Raw genomic sequence first — 24889 nt, forward strand, 5'->3', positions numbered from 1 at the left:
GTAGATTTTTATGGGTTAAATAGAAGATAAACATCAACAGAGGCAAGCATGGAGGGTTTGTTAGTGAAATTAAGTGTCCTTGATCAATCAGTCATTAGCAAAGGGGATTCAGCGAGTGAGGCCCTCAGAAAAACGGTACAACTGGCACAAATTACGGAAGACCTGGGATACACACGGTTTTGGATAGCGGAACATCATAATACGAATGGAATGGCGGGATCTTCTCCGGAGGTTCTTATTTCTCATATTGCTTCGAACACGAAGAAAATCCGTGTTGGTTCGGGCGGTGTTTTGCTGCCTCAATACAGCCCTTATAAGGTAGCCGAAAACTTCAAACTTCTTGAAGCTCTGTTTCCCAACCGAATTGATGCGGGAATCGGGCGTTCCCCTGGAGGCTCCGCAGCCACCAGGCTGGCGCTGACAGACGGTTTACGAAAAAGCCTGAATGAATTTCCCCGTCAGGTAAGGGATTTGCAGGGATTTTTGATGAATGAGCAGCCCAAGGACCACCCCTATCATGACGTAAAAGCTTTTCCGGTGACCGGGAGTGTGCCGGAAATGTGGCTCTTGGGCATTACCCACCGGGGAGCAAGGGTTGCCGCAGAAAATGGGACTGCATTTACCTATGGCCATTTTATTACCCCTGTTAATGGAAGTCGTGCCCTGGATTATTACTATGAACATTTTCAGCCTTCTCCTTTAATGTCAGAGCCGAAAGCGAATGTATGTGTATTTGTTGTTTGTGCCCCAACACAGGAAAAAGCAGAGGAGCTGGCATTAAGCCAGGATTTTTGGCTGCTGGCAGTTGAAAAGGGGCTGGATACCAGGATTCCATCAGTAGATGAAGTGAGGAACAGATCTTTAACAGCCAGCGAAAAAAGCAAGATTGAGGAAAATCGAAAGCGCATGATCATTGGCACACCAGAGAAGGTAAAAAATGAACTCCTGCAGCTAAGTGAGAAATATCAAACCGACGAATTCATGATTATCAATAATGTATATAATTTTCAGGACAAAATGAAAAGCTATATTTTATTGGCTGAAGCCTTCCTGTAACAGGCAGAAGGCTCATTCTAAAGAAAGATTTCGTTGTAAACTCGCTGATTTACCTGGACCCTTATGCCGCCAATCCCTGTCCTGGCAAGCCGGTTTTAATCAAACGTTTGATTAGAGGCAAAAGGCAACTAACCCCCTTCAGAGCTGGAGGGGGTTTTTAGAAATCTTTTAATAGGTTAAAAATAATTTTGCGTGATAACTTTTTGGCAGTTTAAATGCTCTGTGACAGCCAGCTAGTAAAAATTCCTTTCCCAGTTGACACTGAAATGAAACGGAATATTCCTGTTTTATTGTAATGATTTTTTGAAGAAACTGTTAACGATTACAGGGTAAAAAGACTGTATTTTTAGTATGCCTTTTGCCATGGACTGTGCCCCTCATTTCCCCTCGTCCAGGCTGTTGGTTTTTCTTATCCCATAAGGCCTGCCTCTTTTTACCCAGACATCTCGATAGCATTTCCAATTCCTTTTACACTTCTTTACAGATCATTAAAATTTCAGATTTATAATCTAACTCGAAAGATCTTATGTAGAGAGGGGAACCATTTCATGACAAATGAAAGGCCAATTGACGCACTGATCAGGAAAATCAATGAGGAAAGCATGAAGAAAAATATTGACCGCCGAAGCTTCCTAAGCGGGGCAGGCAAAATTGCAGGCCTATCACTCGGCCTTACGATTGCCCATTCGTTAGGCGGATTTAAGGTGGAGGCAGCTCCGAACTTCAGCAACTATCCATTTTCTCTGGGGGTTGCGTCAGGAGACCCGCTTTCGGACAGTGTCGTTCTATGGACACGGCTGGCCCCAGATCCGTTAAACGGCGGCGGGATGCCCGCACACGTAGTACCAGTCAAATGGGAGCTGGCAACAGACGAAAACTTCCGCAACATCGTTCAGCGCGGAACAGAAATGGCTTCCCCGGATCTTGGACATTCCGTACATATTGAGGTAAGCGGACTTAAGCCAAACAGTGTTTACTATTACCGCTTTAAAGCAGGGAAAGAAATCAGCCCGGCTGGAAGAACGAAAACCCTGCCGCCGCTTGGTGCAAGTGTCTCGAGCCTGACATTTGCCATTGCTTCCTGCCAGCAGTACGAGCATGGGTATTTTACTGCCTATAAACATATGGCAAAAGAGGACCTTGATCTGGTTTTCCATCTTGGCGACTACATATATGAATATGGAACAAATGAATATGTATCCCCTACAGGGAATGTCCGTGCCCATAGCGGAGATGAAATCGTTACAGTTGAAGACTACCGCAACCGCTTTGCGCAATACCGTTCTGATGCTGACCTGAGAGCTGCACATGCCGCGTTCCCGTGGGTGGTAACCTGGGATGACCATGAAGTAGAAAATAACTATGCGAATGTCATTCCTGAAAAAGGCCAGTCAGTGGAAGAATTTATCAAGCGCCGGGCTGCCGCCTACCAGGTTTATTACGAGCATATGCCGCTGCGGAAATCTTCGCTCCCACATGATGGAGGCATGCAGCTGTACAGGGACTTCCATTATGGCGATCTAGCCTCTTTCTTTGTCCTGGATACCCGACAGTATCGCGATGATCAGGCGAACGGGGATGGTACGAAGGCTCATACTGCGGAATCACTGGATCCCAAACGGACACTTCTTGGGGCGGAGCAGGAACAGTGGCTGCTTAACAACCTTGGAAACTCAAAATCAAAATGGAATGTGCTGCCGCAGCAGATTTTCTTTGCTCAGCGGAACTCCGGGACAAGCACTGCGCCAAGATTCAGCATGGACTCCTGGGACGGATATCCGGCTCAGCGCCAGAGGGTAACCGATTATGTAAAAGAAAAGAACATCAACAATCTGGTTGTCCTGACCGGTGACGTTCATGCAAGCTGGGCCTCCAATTTAACGACAGACTATAATAATCCAGATGCCCCTATTATCGGTGCGGAGTTTGTCGGAACGTCCATTACTTCAGGCGGTGATGGTTCTGATGTTCGTGCCGATACCGAGAAATTTTTAACGCTGAACCCTCATATCAAGTTCTTTAATAACTACCGCGGCTATGTCCGCTGCCGGGTCACTCCTGAACAATGGCGCGCAGACTACCGGGTCGTGCCTTATGTGACAACACCGGGTGCCGATATTTCTACCAGAGCTTCCTTTATTTTTGAAAAGAACAATGAAGGCATAAAAGAAATCGATTCAAACACAGTGCCAATGGGTATCCAAAAATCCGCGGAAGTGGAAGAGGACCGCCATCGTGCCCATGAGCGCGCTCATGAAAAGCAGCAGCAGAAACGGCGTAAGAAGGTAACGAATTAATTGTCTTAAATTTTGTAAAAGCATGGTGCCCTGTTATAAGCGGGGTGCCATTTTTTTATGCTGAGGAGAATGTGAGCCCGAATCTCGAGTTTTACACGTGGGTAGGCGGCATGAGGAAAAGATGCGTGCCCGGCATCGTTGATTTTAACTGGAGGAGGGAACGCAAAGGGAGAATGCGTGCCCGGTGTCCATGATTTTAATCGGTGGAGGGAACGCAAAGAAAATATGATGCCCCTGTGCCTCCCGATTTTAACACTCGCATACGGAACTGAATAATCCATACCATAGAATCCCCAGCGACCTTCCCCCGAACATAATGGCTTTTCCGTGCTATAAAGCTAAGTTAGCCGACTAATTTCAATTAATCGTTAAATGTGAAGGATATTTGTCGATATTTAATAGAGAAATAAATTGGGAATGGAAACCAAAGTTATAGCAAATGGGAGGAATAGGGAGCTTAAATGAGTATAAAAACAAGATTAATATCTACACTATCAATTTTAATCCTGACGATTATCGTGCTGGGGGGCTTTTCCGTTTTTGTTATTGATTCTACAATCGAGAAAAAAAATCTTTTGAAAGATAAAATGGAATTGCAAAAGTCGGTAACTTACATTCAATATCGCTTAGCAGGACTGTCAAATGATGAGAGGGCATTTATTATTACAGGTGATCATGAGTACACTGAGGGGATGAGGGAAAAAGCGGAGGATATCAATTCTGCCATTGAAGGCCTTAATAGCCTTGCCCATGAAGGGGAAACCCGCAATAGCATCGATTTCCTGAAGAAAAGCTTTAATCAGTTCTGGGAGATAAGTCAGCAAGTGGCTGGCAGTTATGATGAGAATCCGGAGCAAGCGAAGGAGCTGCACTTTGGGGAAGAAAGAGACTTGAGAAAGCAGGTTCTTGATCCAGCAGTTGATAAAATGGTGGACCGCCTGAATAAGGATGTTGAGGCAATCAAGCTGGAAAGTGAAAAAGCTGGTGCCTGGAGCCAGAGATTCCTTGTAGGAATAGCTATCTTGGCATCCGTGGCGGGCATCATTTTAACTCTTCAGTTACTGAGAGCCATTCTTAAACCACTTCACGCGATCAACAGACAGCTGGATGATATCGCTCACGGAGATGCAGATCTTACAAAGAGGGTTCAAGTCGAAGGGAATAATGAATTTGGGCAGCTGGCACAGTCTTTCAATGCATTTGCAGGATCTCTTGGTGAGATGATTTCCCGAATCGGAAGCTCTTCGGAACAGGTTGCGGCTTCCTCGGAAGAACTTTCTGCCAGTACAGAACAATCCAGGGTCACTTCAGAACACATCTCAGAGACCATGCAGGCAATTGCAAACAGCAACAGTCATCATAGCCATATAACTGTCAATAGCCTGAATTCAGTAAATGAATCACTGAACAGCATCATGTCTGTTGCATCCAACGCGAACATGGTGGCAGAAGTTTCTTTTACCATGAAAGGCCAGGCAGAACATGGTGCCAATTCAGTCAAGGATATGCTTAATCAAATGGATTCCATTAATCAGTCAGTCGATCTGGCCAATAAAGGGGTAAATTCTTTAGTTCTAAGTGCGACGAAAATTAAGGAAATCTCTTCTCTTATTACGAATATCTCGGGACAAACGAATTTGCTGGCCCTTAACGCTGCAATTGAGGCAGCAAGGGCCGGAGAGCATGGGAAAGGTTTTGCGGTCGTGGCAGAGGAAGTGAGAAAGTTGGCTGACCAGACTAATCAATCTGCAGCCCATATTCATACTCTCGTCTCAACCATCCAGAGTGACTCAAATGAAACAGTCAATAATATTCTTTTGGTAAAGGACAATGTAAAATCAGGAATTATGATCTCTAAAGAAACAGATTCGAATTTCAATGAGATCCTGGACTTAATTGAGCAGGTGACATCACAAATTCAAGAAGTGGCAGCGGCAACTCAGCATATTACAACTGGTTTCGAAGTCGTGCAGCAGACAATGGAAGAAATTGCGGAAGGATCCAAGGAAGCATTGGCGGGTACAGAAAGCGCCGCGGCTGCCAGCGAGCAGCAGCTGGCCTCTATTGAGGAAGTATCAAATGCAACACATTCGCTAACTAAATTGGCCGAGGATTTGCAATCCATGATTTCGCGCTTCAAAGTTTAATAGATAATTGTAAGAAAAACAGGCGCATTCGCAAAACGAAGCGCCTGTTTTTCTTTTGGACTATTGTGTTACCTTATCCTGATTAAAAAAGGTATGAACCAGCTGACTCAGCATCTGGAGATCTTCACTAGAGAATAAAGCAGAATCTTCTTTTAAAGATAATAAGGCACTCTCAACAATGTATTTTCTGGGACTTTTTGATTGCAGAAGTTCCTCCTGCAAGAAGTCCAGTAGCTCTGTATATTTCTGCTGGGCTTTATGAGGATTCAGGGTCTTTTTCATGCCAAGTATCGTTCGGAACAGCTGCTCTTGAAAAGTCCTGTCAGGCAACTGGCAGTTCGGAAGCCAGCGTTCCAAAAGCTCAGGCTGAATTAATTGGTCACGGCTGCGGGATACTTCTTCGACCATTCCAATCATACGCTCCACACTATATTGGGCAATTTGGCCGACATCGGTGTTTGCACCATGCGCCAGTTTATTAAATTTCAGGTTGTGATGCAGGATTCCCATGAACATAATGGAACAGTCCAGAAGATAAGGCTTTTTGTCCTCCCCGAAAAGATCGATGAACCGCCCGTAAATCCACCGGAGGGCCCTTAACTGGCCGCGATTGATGAATTGTTTGAGATCTTCATCGTTTGAAACAAGTACTTCTTCAAACAGAGAAATCAGCTTGCTTGTCCGATTGGTTTTTAACTGTAATTCTACCTGTTTGGTAAAAATCCCGATATCCCTCGGGTCCTGCCCAATCAGCAGCTCGTTCCGGGCCTGCTCCACATTCTTGTAGATGGATTTAAAAAGAGCGATTAATAATTCGTTTTTGGAAGAAAAATAGTTATAGAACGTTCCTTTGGAAATACCACTATAGGTTAATATGTCCTGAATGGATGTATTTTGAAAGCCTTTGTCGATAAACAATTGATGGGCCATTTTGATTACATGCTGCTTCCTGTCATTCATAAAATCACCTTTGAAATGAATTGAACTGCCTGTACAAATTTCATACTACATTACTTTGGTTGGATAAACAAACCCAGATAATAACAGGATATATAGCAATTGCAAAATTTATACTCTTGGTATATGATAGATGTCTGTATAACGAGGGTATAAAATAATGAACTATTTGTATATAGGGGGAAATAGAATGGAACAATCCATTAAAGAGGCGAAGCGACCGCCTTACGGGATACTTGCTGTCCTGATGATCGGTGCTTTTATTGCTTTTTTAAATAATACATTACTAAATATTGCTCTTCCTTCCATCATGGTGGAGCTTGATGTTGATGCTTCCACAGTCCAGTGGCTGACAACGGGCTTCATGCTGGTTAACGGAATTATGATTCCTACAACGGCCTTTTTAATTCAAAAATACTCTGTACGCCGTCTCTTTTTGGTTGCGATGAGTCTGTTTACGATCGGGACGCTGATAGCGGGCGTTGCGCATGCATTTCCTGTCCTGCTGACCGCGCGGATGGTCCAGGCTTCCGGAACGGCCATCATGATGCCATTGCTGATGAATGTCATGCTCGTATCTTTCCCAATTGAAAAAAGGGGAGCGGCAATGGGGATCTTCGGTCTTATTTTAATGGCTGCACCAGCAATTGGCCCGACTTTATCCGGTTGGATCATTGAGCATTATGACTGGAGGATGCTGTTCCATTTCGTTACACCAATTGCGATTACCGTATTATTGATTGGCTTCTTCCTGCTTAAAGATAAAAAGGAAAAGGTGAATATTCACCTGGATTTAATATCCCTGTTATTATCCAGTGTGGGTTTTGGCGGCTTGCTGTATGGATTCAGTTCTGCAGGCAGCAAAGGATGGGACAGCCCCCAGGTTTATGGAACGATCACTATCGGTGTTATCTCTTTAATTATCTTTATCCTGCGCCAGTCAAAACTGGAGCGCCCAATGCTGAATTTCACCATTTTTAAATATCCAATGTTTGCTTTATCATCCGCCATTACCATGGTCGTCAACATGGCGATGTTTTCCGGCATGCTGCTGATTCCTATCTATGTCCAGACGATCCGCGGGATTTCACCGCTGGATGCGGGATTAATGATGCTTCCAGGTGCTCTTGCGATGGCGTTGATGTCACCTGTAACCGGCCGTCTATTTGATAAGTTTGGCGGACGCATCCTTGCAATAGTAGGATTGACGATCCTGGTGATTACAACTTATATGTTTAGTCAATTAGAGCTTGATACGCCATATACCTATTTGATGGTTTTACACGGAGTCAGGATGTTCGGGATGTCCATGGTGATGATGCCGGTTTCGACCAATGGCTTAAATCAGCTGCCGACACGCTTCTACCCGCATGGTACCGCCATGAACAATACATTGAACCAGGTGTCAGGCGCCATCGGAACCGCATTGCTGGTAACCGTCATGTCCACACGCACTGAAACACATGCTGCTCAAATCGCTGAGGATGCCATGAAGCAGGCTACTGCCGCTGCCACTCCGCCGACAGAGGCAGCGATTGCCGAAATGAAGCAGCAAATTGCCATGAAGGCCATGCTTGAAGGAATCAACGATGCTTTCCTTGTGGCAACTTTCATTGCCGCGGTGGCCCTGATAATGGCATTCTTCATCAAACGAGCCAAGCCGGCCCAGGATCCGGTCGAGGCACAGAAACAATCTTAAATTTGATTTTTGCCAGTATTATTGGCGATATAAAGAGGGAGGAATCATTTGTGATTTCTCCCTCTTTTTTTTATACCCTTAACTGTATTTCTTAAAATACCTTTATCCGGGTAAATGATGAGGCTGGCCCAGACGCCTTGCTGTTAGGCGAGATAGGCAGGCTGAATTAAAAGCCTCCTATTTTTTATGAATAAGTTGACAAAATACCATAAGGGGTATAATATGAATCTCATAATTGATCAAAGAAACAAGCGAAAAGCTTTTAATTGTAATATGAAGGAGGGATTCGGATGGATTACAATGGACAGATGAAAAACCGGGTAAAGCGGATTGAAGGCCAGCTTAGAGGAATTTTGCGCATGATGGAAGAAGGCAAAGAGTGCAAAGATGTAATCACCCAATTGTCGGCAGCGAGATCTGCCATTGACCGTTCAATTGGATTGGTCGTCAGCTCAAATCTTGTCGAGTGTGTGCGAAACACCGAAGCCCAGGGAGAGCAGCAAACAGATGAACTGGTAAAAGAAGCCGTAAACCTGCTGATAAAAAGCAGATAAGAGAATGGGTTGACACCCAATTTTATTTTCGTTACTATAATACCCATAGGGGTAAATGTAATTTTAAATATAGGAGGAATAACAATGGCTGAAAAGAAAAAAACAACAATCGTATTATTCAGCGGTGATTATGATAAAGCGATGGCAGCCTACATCATTGCCAATGGTGCAGCAGCCTATGACCATGAAGTAACCATCTTTCATACCTTCTGGGGGTTGAACGCTTTAAGGAAAGATGAAGATATTGCTATTAAAAAAGGATTCATTGAAAAAATGTTTGCCAAAATGATGCCAAGAGGCGCGGATAAAATGGGACTATCCAAGATGCATTTTGCAGGGTTTGGCCCGAAAATGATCAAGGATGTCATGAAGAAGCATAATGCCGTGTCACTTCCCCAGCTGATCGAGATGGCTCAAGAGCAGGATGTAAAGCTTGTAGCCTGCACAATGACAATGGATCTTCTCGGTCTTCAGCAGGAAGAACTCTTGGACAATATTGAATATGCAGGAGTTGCGGCCTACCTGTCGGATGCCGAGGATGGCAATGTGAATCTGTTCATCTAAAAAGATGTCAAAGGATATGACGAAAGCAAGCAAAGAGCTGAAAACCTGGACTTTGCCGATAACAAAGTTAAGGGCGGGGGAACAGTAAGGAGGAATAAGCATGAAACAAATGACAGCCAAAGAAGTAGAGAAATTATTACATGATAAAAAGCCATTGAATATTGTCGATGTACGGGAAGTGGATGAAGTAGCTGCAGGTAAAATCCCTGGTGCTGTTCATATTCCTATTGGATTATTGGAATTCCGCATACATGAACTGGATAAATCGAAGGAATATATCATGGTCTGCCGGTCAGGAGGAAGAAGCGGCCGTGCGTGCCAGCTGCTGGACAGCCATGGCTATAACATTATTAATATGGCTGGCGGGATGCTGGCGTGGGAAGGTACGACTGAATAATTTTTTTAAACTAATATATACCCCAAAGGGTAAAACGGAGGAATCTTAATGGAATCTTTAAAAACTGATTTAGTATTGGATGCAAAAGGGCTGGCTTGTCCGATGCCAATTGTAAAAACCAAAAAAGCTATGAACAGTGTAGAAGCAGGCCAGGTGATTGAAGTCCAGGCAACCGACAAAGGTTCAAAAGCGGACCTTAAAGCATGGGCAGAAAGTTCAGGACATGATTATTTAGGTACCATTGAAGAAGGCGAGGTCATGAAGCATTATCTTCGAAAATCATCCAGTGAAGAAACAGAAGAAAGAAAGCATCCTTTCGTGGCAACGAATGAAGAACTTGAGAACAAATTAAATGAATCCATTGTCGTACTGGATGTTAGAGAAGAAGCGGAATATGCCTTTAACCATATACCGTATGCGATTAACATTCCGATCGGCGAGCTGGAAACACGTCTCGATGAGCTTAATAAAGAAGATCAGATCTTTGTGATATGCCGTACTGGAAGCCGCAGTGACCTGGCTGCACAAAAGCTGGCCCAAAATGGGTTCAGCAAAGTAACGAACGTCGTGCCTGGCATGAGCGGCTGGAGCGGAAAGACGATTACTCTGTAATCCTAAAAAAATTTAATTTTAATTATACCCAAGGGGGTAAGTGTAATGGCTTTTAAAGCAATGACTTCAAAAGAAGTAACGAAGAAAGTCTTTAACAAAGAAAAACTGTTTGTTTTAGATGTCCGGAATGAAAGTGATTTTCAGGATTGGAAGATTGAAGGAAAAAACTTTCAGTATTTAAATATCCCTTATTTTGAGCTGCTTGACGGAGTAGAAGAAATACTGGACCAAATTCCAGCCGGCCAGGAGGTCCTTGTTGTCTGCGCAAAAGAAGGTTCATCGGTAATGGTGGCAGAAATGCTGTCTGATGCAGGACTTGATGTTTCTTATCTGCAGGGCGGAATGAAGGTCTGGAGCGAACATTTGGAGCCTGTGAAGGTTGGGGAACTGAAAGATGGCGGAGAGCTTTACCAGTTTGTCCGGATTGGGAAAGGATGCCTTTCCTACATGGTTCTGTCAAATGGGGAAGCGGCTCTTATTGATGCTACCCGCATGACAGACATTTACCTTAATTTTGCTCAAAGCATGAACGCGAAGATTACCCATGTACTTGATACCCATCTTCATGCCGACCACATCTCAGGGGGCCGGGTGATTGCCGAGAAAACAAATGCAACATACTGGCTGCCCCCTAAGGATGCAGCAGAAGTAACCTTTGATTATGAGCCGCTTGAAGGCGGTCATGATGTAACAATTGGGGAAACCAAGATCCTGATTCATTCTTTATACTCTCCGGGGCATACAATTGGATCCACATCTTTCGTAGTCGATGAGCATTACTTGCTTTCAGGTGACATCCTCTTTATCGATTCCATCGGAAGGCCGGATCTTGCTGGATTGGCAGAGGACTGGGTTGGAGATTTGAGAGAAAGTCTTTATAAAACTTACAGAGAGCTATCTGAAGAATTGATTGTCCTACCTGCCCACTTTATGATCATTGATGAGCTGAATGAAGATGGAAGTGTTGCAGAGAAGCTTGGCACACTGTTTGTCAAGAACCACGGCTTGAACATTGAAGATGAAAATGTGTTTAGAAAGCTAGTAACTGAAAATCTTCCGCCGCAGCCAAATGCGTATCAGGAAATTCGTGAAACGAATATGGGTAAAATCAGCCCTGATACAGAAAAGCAGCGCGAAATGGAAATCGGTCCGAACCGCTGTGCGGTCCGGTAAAAAAAAATTATAAGTGCAGGGGGCTATAAAAATGGAAGCAAACAAAGTATTAGACGCAAAAGGGCTGGCATGTCCAATGCCGATTATAAAAACGAAGAAAGCAATGGCTGAGCTTGAATCAGGCCAGGTGCTGGAAATCCATGCAACCGATAAAGGGGCAAAAAATGACCTTGCTGCCTGGGCAAAATCAGGGGGGCATGAGCTTGCGAAGCACGAAGAGGAAAGTGATGTCCTGAAATTCTGGATTAAAAAGGGTTAATAGGATAAAGGGAACCAGCTTGGTTCCCTTTTTTAAAGGAGGCAGATTCTTTGGATATCGCATTTATTATCACTATTTTTCTAATAGGATTTATCGGTTCATATATTTCGGGAATGCTCGGGATTGGCGGGTCCATCATCAAATATCCGATGCTTCTTTATATTCCTCCATTGTTTGGCCTGGCAGCATTCAGTGCCCACGAAGTATCCGGCATCAGCGCCGTGCAGGTATTTTTTGCAACCATCGGCGGAGTCTTTGCCTACCGGAAAGGCGGTTATTTAAATAAATCGTTAATTGCCTACATGGGGGCCAGCATTTTAGTCGGAAGCTTTATTGGCGGATTTGGCTCCAGGCTGATGTCTGAAGCAGGCATCAACCTGATTTATGGAATCCTGGCATTGACAGCCGCAGTGATGATGTTCATTCCTAAAAAAGGGCTGGATGATATACCGCTGGATCAAGTGAAATTCAACAAATGGCTTGCAGCTTTTTTTTCGGTGATTATTGGGATAGGAGCAGGAATCGTTGGAGCCGCCGGGGCATTTTTATTGGTCCCGGTTATGCTGGTTGTGCTCAAAATCCCGACCAGAATGACCATCGCGTCATCATTGGCGATTACCTTTATTTCATCGATTGGTGCTACAGTCGGTAAAATTACAACAGGGCAGGTAGAATATGGTCCCGCAGCCATTATGGTTGTAGCAAGCCTCATTGCCTCTCCACTAGGGGCAATGGCCGGGAAAAAGATGAATACCAAGGTGCTTCAAGTCGTATTGGCCTTATTGATTCTGTCAACAGCCATAAAAATCTGGATCGATATCCTATAACTAACTCCAGTAAAATATGGCTGTTCCCGTTAGTGCTGTAATGCCCCAAACGGTGCCTGTCCCTCGTTGGTGCTGTAATGTGTGAAAGGGTGCCTGTCCCACTTTGTTGCTGTAATGCACGAAGGCGTGCCTGACCCTCTTTGGCGCTGTAATGCCCCAAAGGGTGCCTGACCCCGCAGATTAATGATTTACGGTTCATCATTGAGGTTAAAGTAAGAGTAAGGCTTTTTATAAGGGAGTGATTCGGGATGATCAGAGGGAAAGAAAGATGGGGAGATTCGGCCCCTACGACAGATTCAAAATATATTCAGCAGCATTTGGCCAATGAACGGACTTTTTTGGCCTGGCTACGCACAGCGATTGCCATCATTGGCGTGGGTTTTCTGGTAACAAACCTCCACCACAATATGAAGCCCAGTCTAACACCAGCAGGGCATTGGCTTGCTACGTTAATTGGGCTTTTTTCAGTGGGTCTTGGAATCATCACTATCATTATGGCTACAATTGTTTATTTTAAAAAAATCAATTCAATCAATGGGCAGACTTTTGTGGCTTCAAAAAAATACATTGTCACCTTAAGTATGTTTATCATTTTTATTGCTTTGTTGTTTGGGATTTACTTTGTGATTGTATAAGTCCAAAGGTACTTAGTTTTACAAGATGTACGATAAAATGAATAAACTCCAAATTAAATGAATCTGCTACTTTAGCCCTCCTGCCTTTATTTTCATGGATTTATCAGCTATCCTTATTAGAAATAGAAGGTATGAAATAGAGGGATTGTTATGAAGGAAATTTATAGTGATGTGATTCAATTTCGGGGATCTCACTATGATTTTGGATATATGCAAGGCGAGAAATTAAAAGGATCATTGTCCGTGATGAACCGTGAAAATCAGTGGAAGGTTCGAAAGCCGCGTTTTACAATTAATATAGAGGAAACAAAAGCAGCTATCGTGGCGTTTGCACCTGGTATTTGGGACGAGCTTCTCGGGCTGCAGGCAGCCCTGGAATGGCCGTTGGATAAGGTCCTAAAGGAATATGGGGGCTACCGGCTGGATTATGTTCGGTCAGGCTGTTCCATTTTGACAGGGGATCATTATTTGATCCGGAATTATGATTACCATCCCAAAACCTATGAAGGCCGTTATGTTCTTTTCCAGCCGTCTGATATCGGATATGCCATGATTGGCCCAAGCCAGCGGGTGACTGGGCGCATGGATGGTATGAACGAAAAAGGGCTGGCAATCGGATATAATTTTATGAATCGGAAAAATCCTGGTGATGGCTTCATTTGCTGTATGATTGGCAGGCTTATTTTAGAATCCTGTGCCAATACAGGAGAGGCCGTAGCCATGCTGAAGGAAATCCCTCACCGGCATTCGTTCACTTATGTCGTTTATGATAAAAGCGGCGAGACCTTTGTTGTCGAGACATCGCCTCGCGGTGTAGAGGTTCGGCAGTCCAATGCCTGCACCAACCACTTTGAGATTATGAAGCACGAAAACCGCAATCACCTAGAAGATTCAAAGCGCCGGCTGGATGTCATGCGGAAACAGCAATATGCCCACCAAGAAGCGAAACAGGCTTTCAGGCTGTTGAATGACCGGAATAAAGGCGTGTTTTCTGATTTATACAGCAGCTGGGCAGGGACCATTCATACGACCGCCTATCTTCCAAGGGAAATGAAGGCATGGATTGCATTGGGCGGGGACAGGGAGCCAGTGGAGTGCGACTTTGGGAAGTGGCTCGAAGGCGAGGATGTAGACATAAACCGGATTACAGGTGAAATTGATACCGATATACCATTCCTGCATATGGACGAGAAAGCAGATTGGTTCAGAAGATAGAATCGGAAGCAGAAATGACGGAATTCAGTTTGAATCCAGAGGGGAAAATCCATGAAAGAACATTTTTACGATAAACTGCTGAATATTAAAACGGGCGGAGACCAGGCAGGGTTCGCGAAATCGTTCCACTACCACCGTTATGAGCCTACACCTTATAGCGCTTTGGAGAAGCTGTTTGAAACATACGAAGTAAAAAGCAGCGATCATGTAGTGGACTTTGGCTGTGGAAAAGGGCGGCTCAACTTTTATATCCATCATTATTTCAAGGCCGCTGTGGCGGGCGTGGAAATGAACGAATCTTTCTATCATGATTGCATTGAAAACCTTGATGGATATTCAAAAAAGCATCGGCTTCCTAAAGGGAAAATCCAGTTTTTCTGCTGTCTGGCGGAGGAATATAATGTTCATCCTGCGGACAATAAGTTTTATTTTTTCAACCCGTTTTCCATCCAGATATTCATGAAAATCACCAGCAGCATTCTGCTTTCCTTTGAAAAGGCACCAAGAAAGATGGAGCTGCTTTTATACTACCCATCTCAGGATTACATCTACTTTTTAGAGAACCAGACTCCTTTCCAGTTAAAGGAGGAAGTCGTTTTAAAAGAATTATATGAACAAAACCCGTTCGAGCGGTTTTTAATATATGAGCTGGACTTTTAGGGGAAGCCCGATCAGGAAAGATGAAAATTGATTGGGCTCTTTGAAGCCAGGGATGAATTTCTCTTGGTGTGGGGAAAGAGGGTTTTAGCAGGGACGTTGAAAGACTCTAATTCTTAGAGGAGGAAGATGAAAGCTCCTCGGGGTCGGGAGGTAAAAGGTCTTCATGAAGGGAATGAAGACGAAAACTCCTCGGGGTAGGTCGGAAAGAGGTCTTCATTAAGGTGATGAAGACGGAAATTCCTCTGGGACGGGAGGTAAAAGGCCTTCATCAAGGCGATGAAGGCCAAAATGCCGCCGGATGAAAGAGGAAAAGGTCATCATCAAGGGGATGAAGGCCAAAATGCCGCCGGGCCAGAGCGGAAAAAGCCTTCATCAAGGCGATGAAGGCCGAAATGCCGCCTGGCGATAGCCGAAAAGGTCATCATCAAGGCGATGAAGGCCAAAATGCCACCTGGCGATAGCCTAAAAGGTCATCATCAAGGGGATGAAGACCAAAATACCGCCGGGCAAAGTGGAAAAGGCCTTCATCAAAGGTATGAAGGCCAAAATACCGCCGAGTCAAAGCGGGAAAGGCCTTCATCAAAGGTATGAAGGCCAAAATGCCGCCGGGCGAAAGCGGGAAAGGCCTTCATCAAGGCGATGAAGACTGAGAACTCCCTCGAAAAAAAGATATACGGTCTTCATGAAGTCGAATCAGGATCAAACCTCTCCAAGTGGGATAGTGGCTCCCGCTAAAACTTCTAGCTCCATCCATCTTCTGAATCAGCAGTATGCTGCCTTCAGCGTGACAGCAGAAAATCTCTTTTTACAGCTCCCGCAGTTTTTGATTGAGGGTCCGTAGTTCCTCTTCGATTCCGGCGATTTGCTGTTCGAGTGGAGAGAGCTTGCCGTCTACATACTCCAGCTTCTCCAGGTCGTTTTGCAGGCGTATATACTCCGCTTTTAACTCCGCAATTTTATATTCTATTGATTTCTTATCTTCCAATACAATCCCTCATTTCTGATTGAGTCAGGTTTATTATATCATCGTACATGGCTGATTGGCCCCAGTAAGGTGTGGTCCGGCAGGTATGGGATGCTGGCATTTCCCATGGAAGTTTATTTTTTATTTCGCTACTAATAGGAAATTTTGCACATAAAATTCAAACAAGAGGCAATAGGACAAATCAGGTTGCTTCTATAAAGCGTTAAAGGGGGAATGCCTGAGGGCAATGGATTTTTTCTCGCCAAATTCTAGAGGGAATCAGCATTTGATAGGGGGGAATTCCAAATGATGAGGTATGTGCAAAGACTGGGCCGTTCCTTGATGCTGCCAGTGGCTGTCCTGCCGGCTGCAGCTATTTTAATGGGGATTGGCTATTGGATTGATCCTGTTGGCTGGGGAGCAGAAAGCCCCTTGGCAGCCTTTTTAATCAAAGCAGGAAGTTCTATTATTGATAATATCCCTGTGCTGTTTGCGGTGGGGGTTGCTTTAGGTCTGGCCAAAGAAAAGGACGGTTCGGCGGCATTGAGCGGGCTGGTGGCCTTTCTGGTGACCACCACTTTGCTGTCAACCGATTCGGTAGCGATGCTTCAGGGGATAGATGCTGCGAATGTGGATCCTGCGTTCGCTAAAATCAAGAATGCCTTCGTCGGAATCTTTTCGGGGGTTGTGGCCTCCATCATGTACAATCGCTTTAGTCAGGTAAAGCTGCCGGATGCCTTGGCCTTTTTTAGCGGGAAGCGTTTAGTTCCAATCATGACGGCACTGACAATGCTGGCTGTTTCCATCGTCCTCTTTTTTGTATGGCCGGTCATCTACACGGCGTTAGTTTCCTTTGGTACCTCCATCAGCAAGCTGGGAGCTGCCGGTGCCGGGCTTTACGGGTTTTTCAACCGGCTGCTGATTCCGACCGGCTTGCATCATGCCTTGAACTCGGTATTCTGGTTTGATGTTGCGGGAATTAATGACATCGGCAATTTCTGGGCGGGAACAGGGACAAAAGGGGTCACTGGCATGTATCAGGCAGGATTTTTCCCGGTCATGATGTTCGGGCTGCCGGCAGCCGGGCTTGCCATGTACCATACTGCTAAAACGAAGAAGAAAAAGCAAGTAGCCTCCTTGATGTTGGCGGCTGGGTTTGCAGCCTTTTTAACAGGTGTGACCGAACCGATTGAATTTGCTTTCATGTTTGTTGCGCCGGCACTTTACGTGGTCCATGCCGCCTTGACGGGGATTTCACTAGCCCTTGCTGCTGCCTTTAATTGGACTGCAGGCTTCGGTTTTAGTGCGGGGATGATTGACTTTGTTTTAAGCTCTCGACTTCCGCTGGCTAACCAGCCTTATATGCTGCTTGTTCAAGGTCTAGTTTTTGCGATCATTTATTATTTCTTGTTCCGATTGATTATTAAAAAATTCAATTTGATGACTCCTGGGCGGGAAGAAGACACCGATGAAGAAATCGTGGAGATGGCGCCAGGGAAGGATCGTTTTGCACAGATGGCTGCCCAGATTTATGAAGGTCTCGGCGGAGATGAGAATGTCACCTCAGTGGATAACTGTGTCACCCGATTGCGAATTGAAGTAATCGACATGGCCAGGGTCAACCAGCAGATGATTAAAAATACCGGGGTTCCGGGGATCAATGTGGTAGGGCCGAGAAGCATTCAGGTGATCGTTGGAACCCAGGTCCAGTTCGTTGCGGATGAAATTCATAAAATCCGCGGACAGTAAGTATCTTTCCGAAAAAAAGCCGGGTCAGCTATTGACCCGGCTTCATTTTTACGCGCTCTTTTTTTTGTTTTCAAGGTTCTGCACCACAACAGCAGCGGAAGCATCCCCCATGACATTGACGCTCGTTCTGAACATATCCAGAATCCGGTCGATGGCTGCGACCAGGGCAATTCCTTCGAGAGGAAGGTTTACAGACTGCAGGACCATCGTAAGCATAATGAGGCCTGCGCCTGGAACGCCGGCTGCACCAATGGATACCAGGATGGACATGAGGACCACCGTAACGATGTTCGCAAAGGTTAAATCAACATTAAAAAACTGGGCAATAAAGACAACAGCGATTCCTTGATAGATGGCGGAACCGTCCATATTGATGGTTGATCCAAGAGGGAGGACAAAAGAGCTGACCTCTTTGGAAACGCCTAGGTTTTCTTCTGCATTTCTGATTGAAATTGGCAGGGTGGCCGAGCTGCTAGCGGTTGTAAAAGCAAAAACACCGGCCGGCGCAATTCCTTTTAAAAAGGTAATAGGACTCATCTTGCCCATTGTGCGCACTGCAATTGAATAGGTAACCAGCAGCTGAATTGAACAGGCAATGGCTACGGCAAGGATGACCTTCAGCAGCGGCATCAGAACCTCCAGCCCGTAATTTCCGACGATTGGAGCCAGGATTCCGAAAATCCCGATTGGCGCAAATTTCATGATCACGCCTGTAATCTTGTACATGACAAGAGCCAGTGCGTCGAAGAAATTTGCCAAAGGCTTCGCTTTTTCACCGACGGCTGTAATCGCAATCCCAAATGCAATCGCCACAAAAATGATCTGCAGAATATTTCCGGTACTGAGGGATTCGAACGGATTCACCGGGACAATGTTTAAAATGGTGTCAATTGTACCTGGAATCTCGGTCTTTTCGGCATTTTGGGTCGGCATCTCAATATCCAGGCCTTTGCCGGGAGAAATGGCAAAACCAACCACAAGGCCAATCACGACCGCCATAAAGGTCGTAGCCATAAAGTAGGCGATCGTCTTGCCGCCAATCGACAGCAGTTTATTGACGTTATTTAAGCTTGTAATCCCTGTAACCAATGATGCCAGCACTAATGGCACCACGATGAATTTGATCAAGCGGAGAAATAAATCTCCCAATGGCTGGACGACGGCTATTTTAGGACCGAAAATGGCGCCTAAAACAATCGCAAGCACAAAGCCAATCAGTATTTGCGTCAGCATCCCAAACTTTTTCACTGGTTCGCTCCTTTATCCTTTGATTACATCACCCGGCTCAAGCAGCGGCAGGTTTTCGATGTTAACTGTTTCCGGGTACTTGATTCCCTGTCCGGTGTTTAAGCATATGACGGTTTCGTTTTCTTTAATCCAGCCTTGTTTGCGCAAATTTTGCGCTGCGGCGAAAGTAGCTGCTCCTTCTGGGCAGATAAAATTCCCTTCAAGCTGTGCCACTTCTTTTTGTGCCTTGTCAAGGTCTGCTTCGGATACGGCAATGGCACAGCCATTTGTTTTATAGACCGCTTCAAGGACAAGGAAGTCACCGAGTGCTTTTGGAACATTGATTCCGAAAGCGCTGGTCTGCGAGTTTTCGAAGAACTCCGACTCTGTTTTTCCTTCTTCCCATGCTTTTACGATAGGCGCACAGCCTTCTGCCTGAACGGCCACAAGTCTTGGCAGCTTGTCTTCAGGAATCCAGCCCAGTTCCTTCAGCTCAAGGATCGCTTTATAAATGCCGATCAGTCCGACACCGCCGCCGGTAGGGTAGAGAATCACATCGGGGATTTCCCAGTTCATTTGTTCCAGGATTTCGTAGCCCATGGTTTTCTTACCTTCAATGCGGTAAGGCTCTTTAAGGGTAGAAGCATCATAAACGCCCTTTTCTTTTACAAGCTGGCCGACAATTTTACCAGCATGAGAAATCAATCCATTGACCAGGTGCAAATCGCCGCCGGAGACAGCCACTTCTTTCCTGGTAATATTCGGTGCATCCACTGGCATCACGATGGTTGCCTTGATCCCTGCACGAGCGGAATAAAGGGCCCATGCGGCACCGGCGTTTCCGTTTGTCGGCATTGCCAGCTGCTCTACTCCAAGCTCTTTTGCTTTAGAAATTCCAACGCTAGCTCCTCTAGTTTTAAAAGAACCGGTCGGAATGATTCCTTCATCTTTCATATAAAGATTGGGGATATCCATTTGCTGGCCCAATTTTTTCATATGCACAAAAGGAGTCATTCCTTCTCCCAATGAAACCGTGTTTTCTTCACTTCGGACCGGGAGCACTTCATGGTAGCGCCATAAGCTGGTATCACGAGTGGAGAGATCGGATTTCTTCCAATTTGCTTTCACTTCATCCAGATTGTAGCGGACAAGCAACGGTGCTCCGCATTCACAAAGCTGCTGCACTTCCTGGTCAGAATAAGTTTTATGGCATTTAGGGCATTCAAGGTGGGAAACATAACTATAAGACACAGTAAAACCTCCAATATTTATTAACTATTCATGTAAGAACTGAAAATACAATACTTGCTGAGTCTGGTTAAATAAAGAATATTATATAAATAGATTAATAATAGTAATCCTACTTGTCAACTTGCATTTAAATTTTGCCAAGTTTTCCAGGGTGTTTCTCTGAGGTAATGGAATAGAAAAAAGGGTTCCATCCTGTGGACACCCAAGGTATAAACGTGTTTATTTTTATAGCAGGATAGCGAAACACAGCAATCTGCGATTAATCTTTCTCTTAAATTGAGAATTTAGGGAAAGGTGAAATCCGTTGGGTCCCGGTACGACAGGGAGACTTTAATCAATCGTTTGATTAAGACCTTTTCCGTATGCTGGATGATTGCTATTCAAATCCGGTCTTAGCGAATGGCCGGGATTTTGATTTTAAGGGTGAATTCTTCCTCTTTATGGACAAAATCCAGGAATCCCTGGTGGTGCGAGACAATATCCTGGATCAGCTTCGTCCCGAGCCCTTCATGCCCTTCTCCTTTTGTTGTTTTTCCATAAGAAACAAATAAATGGTCCAAGATGGAAGCGGAAATTGGCAATGTGCTGTTCTTGCAGATTAAGAGAAACAGTCCGCTTCTTTTATAAAACTGAAGAGTAATCAGTGCCTGATCCTCGCGTTCCTGCTGCCATTCCTCCGCAGCGTCGATGCTGTTGGCCAAAAGATTGCCAATAAGCGCAACAAGGTCCTTGTCAGAAAGCGGAAGCGTCGACAAGGGAAGATCGAGGTCATAAACCAGCGAAATCCCGGCTGCTTTTGCCCGCCGGTGCATCTGGTGCAATACACCGGCAACAACTCCGCGCTCACCTTTTATCGAAAGGTTGGTCTCCTCATAACCTTCAACTAACTGGTCCAGGTAATCCTTCGCTTCTGAAGGCTGCCCGTGGTCCAGCATAAAATGGATGGAGGAAATATGTTTCAGGAAGTCGTGCCGTTCGCTGCGGATAATCCGGAAGGTTTCATTAAAATGTTCCCGTTCCTCTTCATATTGCTCAGCCTGCTTTTCAAGCCTTGCCAGCCTGCCCGCACCAATGATCCGGGTAGCTTCCAACCCCATAAAAAGAACGACAGGTATAAAATTCAGCCAAAAAGGTCCCTCAGCGGTATAAACAAGAAGGATTAAAAGCTGCATGACGAACAGCAGAAGATGAAGCCAGGTACCCAGCACCGGCAGCTGCAGCATCATTCGTCTATACAAGAAATAGCTTAGGATTCCTGCCACCAGGACTGTCAGATAAAAGGGAGTTTTCCATGATAAATTCATGACCATTGCCTGCAGATGGACAATCCCCATTAATGCTATATAAATCCAGTAAAAGATTGCCTGTTTCAAACCCGCCCCACCTTTAAAAATAATGTTTTTGCAAGAAATCCACTTTTTCCTTTGTAATCATTGCCTGCGCTTCAATCCCTTCAAATGCCACAATATAAGAGTTTTTCGCATAGAGGGAAAAGTTTTTGACATAGTGGATGTTAATGATGAAAGACCGGTGTGAACGGATAAAATCCCGCTCCCGCAATTCTCCCTCAAGCTCATTCAGAGTTTGATAGGTTTTAATCTGTTCGGTCTTTGTGTATATAGTGGTCGACCTGCCGGAGCGTTCAATAAAAATAATATCCTTCTTTTGGATAATATGAATATTGTTTTTCTGTTTTAAATAGAGACGGCCGGCAATTTCCGCGGAGCTTGACTTCTCAGCCAGGCGTTCAATCGATTTGATCAGCCGTTCCTTTGGATAGGGCTTCATAATATAATCGTGCACATTCAGTTCAAAAGCATGTACCGCGTAGCCGCTGTTCCCCGTAACGAAGATGACAGATATGCTGAGAGCGTGGGAGTGGATGATATCCGCGAGCTCATAGCCGGACAGATTGGGCATCTCAATATCCGCGATCAATAAATCGATTGTCTCTTTTTTAATATGTTCGTAGGCCTCCTCTGCAGAAGCAGTTGAGAAAATGATTTCCACATTGGGAATGCCGGAAACGATCGCATTTAATTTGTCCAAATCGATTTGGCGGTCATCCACAAGACCAATTTTCATAGTTAACGCCTCACTAAGCTGACTTCATACCGCAGGATGACAGCGATTTTTTCTTTATTTTACCATCATTTCAGCAAGATTTGGCATTTTCGCGACAACAAATGGATGATTCGCGACAGAAGTGCAGAATCAAAAAGGATTTGTTTGTAAGATAAAAACAAGAAATCATTGAACGGGGTGGAGAAATGATTGAAATTAACGAAGTGACAAAGCAGTTTCAGGATAAAAAGAAATTCGTAACGGCCTTAAAGCATGTTTCCTTTTCGGTAAATAAAGGTGAAGTCGTTGGATTGCTTGGGGAGAACGGGGCAGGCAAAACAACCCTGCTTCGAACCATTGCCACACTGCTTCAGCCAACGGACGGAACTGTTACGGTGTCCGGATATGACACCATTAAGAATCCAAATGAAATCAAGAAAAGAATCGGTGTTTTATTCGGAGGGGAAACAGGACTGTATGACCGCCTGACAGCCCGGGAAAACCTTGAATATTTTGCGGTTTTGTATGGGCTCAGCAAGCATGAGACGAAAGTGAGGATTGATGACCTGGCCAAAATGTTTGGGATGAGGGATTATCTGGATCGGAAAGTCGGCGGATTTTCAAAAGGGATGCGCCAAAAGGTTTCGATCGCCCGGACGCTTATCCATAACCCGGACATCATTCTGTTCGATGAACCGACCACGGGCCTTGATATCACTTCTTCCAATGTCTTCCGCCAGCTGGTTCACCAGCTGAAGCGTGAAGGCAAGACGATCCTGTTCTCGAGCCATATCATGGAGGAGGTTTCTATGCTTTGCGACAGTGTGGCCATGATGCATAAAGGGGAGCTGGTCTACCATGGAAATCTTCAGGAGCTTTATCAATCTGAGGGCAGCTCCGACCTGAACTATATCTTCATGAGCAAGCTTGTAAGGGGGAATGAGAATTATGCTTCTTAAAATATATTTAAAAGAATTGAAGGATTGCTTCCGCGACCGCCGTACCCTGTTTCTGACCGTCCTTCTTCCAATTGTCATGATGACCGGGCTAACGTTCTTTTATGAACAGCTGGTTTCCGGGGATGAGGGAGAAACCTATACGCTCGCTGTCGACCAGTCGTTTGGCAAGGAAGAGGAGAAAATCTTAGCCGGGTTTGACAATATTGACATCGTGAAATCCTCCGACCCGGAAAAAACCCTGGAGGATGGGGATGCTGCTGCCGCACTGGTCCTTAGTCCGGATTTTATCTCTAAGATCGAAAGCGGCCAGGAGGCCTCAGTTACCATGGTGGGGGATTCCTTCAGCCAGAAGTCATCCAATTTAATGTCCCTGGTCTCCAATGCCCTGTCCATTTATGAAAAAACAGTCATTTCCGAGCGGCTTCAGGCACAGGGAACAGACCTGAAATTAATTCAGCCTTTTACAATCGACCAGAAAGAAATGTCGGAAGAGGACCCTAATATCAATTTAATTGCCATGCTCATTCCCCTGATCCTGTCCATTGCCATTGGGATAGGTGCCGGACCGGCTGCCTCTGATCTATTCGCCGGGGAAAAAGAACGGAAGACAATGGAGGCCCTGTTAATGACGCCTGTCAAGCGCCCGACGCTGCTGTTTGCGAAATGGCTGACCATTGCAACCATCGGGGCGGTTACTGGGATCATTACTTTGATTGTGGTAGCGATTGAAATTAATTTACTGACGGAAAACCTGAGAAAGGCGGTTTCGTTTGGGGACAATGCCGGCCTGGTCATTGGCTTCGGTGTCCTTGTATCGGTGATTTACGCGATGTTTACGGCCTCGCTTCTAATGCTCACAAGCGTGATCGGGAAGACGGTAAAGGAATCCCAAAGCTACAGTACCCCGATTATGATGCTGGCGGTGTTCCCAACGATGATCACCACAGGTATCGGAGTCAATGAGTTAAGCTTTCAGCACTTTGCCATTCCGGTCCTGAACCTTTTCAGCCTGCTGAAGGAGCTTCTGTTTGGTGTCATCAACTACGAACATATCCTGATTACGATTGCCAGCAACCTAATTTGCATGATTATTATTTTTATCATCGGAAGAATCTTATTCCTGAAGGATAAGTGGGTCATGAATTAAAAAAAGAAGCATCTGCCAGTGGGGCAGATGCTTTTTTAATGAGGGGGAATACATTCATAGTTTGTCCCAGTTCCCTATTTATATACATCTATTTAAAAATAAAATAGGAAGCTATACTAGCAATCTTTCGGAGAATAAAAATTTCTGCTATTTTCCATGTATAAAAGTCTTATAAAAGGGAAAGATAGAAGTAAGAGTTACATAATGAAGGGAGGAAATGAACATGCAAATGGAAAAGACGTTAACAGACTTTGTCGAAGAAGACCGTTTTGAATTGCATTCCTACCTCAACTACTTATTAGATGAGCATAGCAAAGAAGACAATTCTTACAATGATCCTTCTCTATAAAAAAATTAACAAAGAAGCGGCCGCTGCCGCTTTCAGCTTGTGGAGAAAGGCACTATTTTTTCTTCCACAAGCTTTTTATTTGGTTCATTTTCTATATTTTTACGATTTTCTTCTTATTTTTAATTGG

Annotated in this window: 25 protein-coding genes; 19 read left to right on the forward strand and 6 right to left on the reverse strand. The window is 44.9% G+C overall.

Annotated elements, in window-relative coordinates; translation table 11 throughout:
• The first annotated feature begins 63 nt into the window (after positions 1-63).
• The 3 genes from EV146_RS23720 (at position 64) to EV146_RS23730 (ending at position 5500) form a co-directional block, all read left to right on the forward strand.
• Positions 64-1056, forward strand: a complete 993-nt coding sequence (locus EV146_RS23720) for an LLM class flavin-dependent oxidoreductase (protein ID WP_132011213.1) — start codon at positions 64-66, stop codon at positions 1054-1056.
• A 548-nt stretch (positions 1057-1604) separates the two neighbouring features.
• Entirely contained in the window at positions 1605-3353 is a 1749-nt protein-coding gene (locus EV146_RS23725; RefSeq protein ID WP_132011214.1) for an alkaline phosphatase D family protein, read from the forward strand.
• Between the two features lie 461 nt (positions 3354-3814).
• Positions 3815-5500: a methyl-accepting chemotaxis protein gene (locus EV146_RS23730; protein WP_132011215.1), complete on the forward strand. Its 1686-nt coding sequence runs from the start codon at positions 3815-3817 to the stop codon at positions 5498-5500.
• 60 nt (positions 5501-5560) lie between these two features.
• Here the strand turns inward: EV146_RS23730 and EV146_RS23735 are convergent, their stop codons facing one another.
• A complete protein-coding gene (locus EV146_RS23735) occupies positions 5561-6460 on the reverse strand; it encodes a TetR/AcrR family transcriptional regulator (RefSeq protein ID WP_132011216.1) in 900 nt (299 codons plus the stop codon).
• A 187-nt stretch (positions 6461-6647) separates the two neighbouring features.
• On the opposite strand from EV146_RS23735, the gene EV146_RS23740 reads away from it, so the two are divergent.
• From EV146_RS23740 to EV146_RS27310, 12 genes are all read left to right on the forward strand, one after another.
• Complete coding sequence (locus tag EV146_RS23740; RefSeq protein WP_132011217.1) at positions 6648-8156, forward strand: DHA2 family efflux MFS transporter permease subunit; 1509 nt, start codon at positions 6648-6650, stop codon at positions 8154-8156.
• A gap of 290 nt (positions 8157-8446) precedes the next feature.
• Positions 8447-8710: a metal-sensitive transcriptional regulator gene (locus tag EV146_RS23745; protein ID WP_132011218.1), complete on the forward strand. Its 264-nt coding sequence runs from the start codon at positions 8447-8449 to the stop codon at positions 8708-8710.
• 84 nt (positions 8711-8794) lie between these two features.
• Entirely contained in the window at positions 8795-9274 is a 480-nt protein-coding gene (locus EV146_RS23750; RefSeq protein ID WP_132011219.1) for a DsrE/DsrF/DrsH-like family protein, read from the forward strand.
• 100 nt (positions 9275-9374) lie between these two features.
• Positions 9375-9671: a rhodanese-like domain-containing protein gene (locus EV146_RS23755; protein WP_132011220.1), complete on the forward strand. Its 297-nt coding sequence runs from the start codon at positions 9375-9377 to the stop codon at positions 9669-9671.
• Positions 9672-9719: 48 nt separating this feature from the next.
• Positions 9720-10283, forward strand: a complete 564-nt coding sequence (locus EV146_RS23760; RefSeq protein ID WP_132011221.1) for a sulfurtransferase TusA family protein — start codon at positions 9720-9722, stop codon at positions 10281-10283.
• A 45-nt stretch (positions 10284-10328) separates the two neighbouring features.
• Entirely contained in the window at positions 10329-11456 is a 1128-nt protein-coding gene (locus tag EV146_RS23765; RefSeq protein ID WP_132011222.1) for an MBL fold metallo-hydrolase, read from the forward strand.
• Positions 11457-11487: 31 nt separating this feature from the next.
• Positions 11488-11715 (forward strand): sulfurtransferase TusA family protein, encoded by a 228-nt coding sequence (locus EV146_RS23770; protein ID WP_132011223.1) that lies wholly within the window; start codon positions 11488-11490, stop codon positions 11713-11715.
• 50 nt (positions 11716-11765) lie between these two features.
• Positions 11766-12542, forward strand: coding sequence for a sulfite exporter TauE/SafE family protein (locus EV146_RS23775; protein ID WP_132011224.1), 777 nt, complete (start codon positions 11766-11768; stop codon positions 12540-12542).
• 248 nt (positions 12543-12790) lie between these two features.
• On the forward strand, positions 12791-13177 hold the full coding sequence (locus tag EV146_RS23780; RefSeq protein WP_132011225.1) for a YidH family protein: 387 nt from the start codon (positions 12791-12793) through the stop codon (positions 13175-13177).
• A 150-nt stretch (positions 13178-13327) separates the two neighbouring features.
• Positions 13328-14392 (forward strand): C45 family autoproteolytic acyltransferase/hydrolase, encoded by a 1065-nt coding sequence (locus EV146_RS23785; protein ID WP_132011226.1) that lies wholly within the window; start codon positions 13328-13330, stop codon positions 14390-14392.
• A gap of 51 nt (positions 14393-14443) precedes the next feature.
• The gene (locus tag EV146_RS23790; protein ID WP_132011227.1) at positions 14444-15052 is read left to right on the forward strand and encodes a class I SAM-dependent methyltransferase; all 609 of its coding nucleotides are present in this window, start codon (positions 14444-14446) and stop codon (positions 15050-15052) included.
• Between the two features lie 484 nt (positions 15053-15536).
• The gene (locus tag EV146_RS27310) at positions 15537-15695 is read left to right on the forward strand and encodes a hypothetical protein (RefSeq protein ID WP_158287201.1); all 159 of its coding nucleotides are present in this window, start codon (positions 15537-15539) and stop codon (positions 15693-15695) included.
• 162 nt (positions 15696-15857) lie between these two features.
• Here the strand turns inward: EV146_RS27310 and EV146_RS23795 are convergent, their stop codons facing one another.
• A complete protein-coding gene (locus EV146_RS23795) occupies positions 15858-16037 on the reverse strand; it encodes an SE1832 family protein (protein ID WP_121610129.1) in 180 nt (59 codons plus the stop codon).
• Between the two features lie 285 nt (positions 16038-16322).
• Between EV146_RS23795 and nagE the strand changes: the two genes are divergently transcribed.
• Positions 16323-17765 carry an N-acetylglucosamine-specific PTS transporter subunit IIBC gene (gene nagE, locus EV146_RS23800; RefSeq protein ID WP_132011228.1) on the forward strand — a complete coding sequence of 481 codons (1443 nt, stop codon included), beginning with the start codon at positions 16323-16325 and terminating at the stop codon, positions 17763-17765.
• Between the two features lie 48 nt (positions 17766-17813).
• On the opposite strand, the gene EV146_RS23805 is transcribed toward nagE, so the two are convergent.
• From EV146_RS23805 to EV146_RS23820, 4 genes are all read right to left on the reverse strand, one after another.
• Positions 17814-19013 carry a dicarboxylate/amino acid:cation symporter gene (locus EV146_RS23805; protein WP_241994036.1) on the reverse strand — a complete coding sequence of 400 codons (1200 nt, stop codon included), beginning with the start codon at positions 19011-19013 and terminating at the stop codon, positions 17814-17816.
• A gap of 12 nt (positions 19014-19025) precedes the next feature.
• Entirely contained in the window at positions 19026-20243 is a 1218-nt protein-coding gene (locus tag EV146_RS23810) for a threonine synthase (RefSeq protein WP_132011229.1), read from the reverse strand.
• Between the two features lie 392 nt (positions 20244-20635).
• Positions 20636-21616: a sensor histidine kinase gene (locus EV146_RS23815; RefSeq protein ID WP_241994037.1), complete on the reverse strand. Its 981-nt coding sequence runs from the start codon at positions 21614-21616 to the stop codon at positions 20636-20638.
• Between the two features lie 13 nt (positions 21617-21629).
• Complete coding sequence (locus EV146_RS23820) at positions 21630-22328, reverse strand: LytR/AlgR family response regulator transcription factor (protein WP_132011230.1); 699 nt, start codon at positions 22326-22328, stop codon at positions 21630-21632.
• 185 nt (positions 22329-22513) lie between these two features.
• Here EV146_RS23820 and EV146_RS23825 point away from each other — a divergent pair, with 185 nt between their 5' ends.
• From EV146_RS23825 to EV146_RS28270, 3 genes are all read left to right on the forward strand, one after another.
• Positions 22514-23266, forward strand: coding sequence for an ATP-binding cassette domain-containing protein (locus tag EV146_RS23825; protein ID WP_121610125.1), 753 nt, complete (start codon positions 22514-22516; stop codon positions 23264-23266).
• Positions 23256-24413 carry an ABC transporter permease gene (locus EV146_RS23830; protein ID WP_132011231.1) on the forward strand — a complete coding sequence of 386 codons (1158 nt, stop codon included), beginning with the start codon at positions 23256-23258 and terminating at the stop codon, positions 24411-24413. Before EV146_RS23825 ends, EV146_RS23830 begins: the two co-directional genes overlap by 11 nt.
• Positions 24414-24636: 223 nt before the next feature.
• Positions 24637-24762 carry a hypothetical protein gene (locus EV146_RS28270; RefSeq protein WP_258236051.1) on the forward strand — a complete coding sequence of 42 codons (126 nt, stop codon included), beginning with the start codon at positions 24637-24639 and terminating at the stop codon, positions 24760-24762.
• The last annotated feature ends 127 nt before the right edge of the window (positions 24763-24889 follow it).

This window comes from Mesobacillus foraminis (assembly GCF_004340465.1).
GTDB lineage: Bacteria > Bacillota > Bacilli > Bacillales > Cytobacillaceae > Mesobacillus_B > Mesobacillus_B foraminis.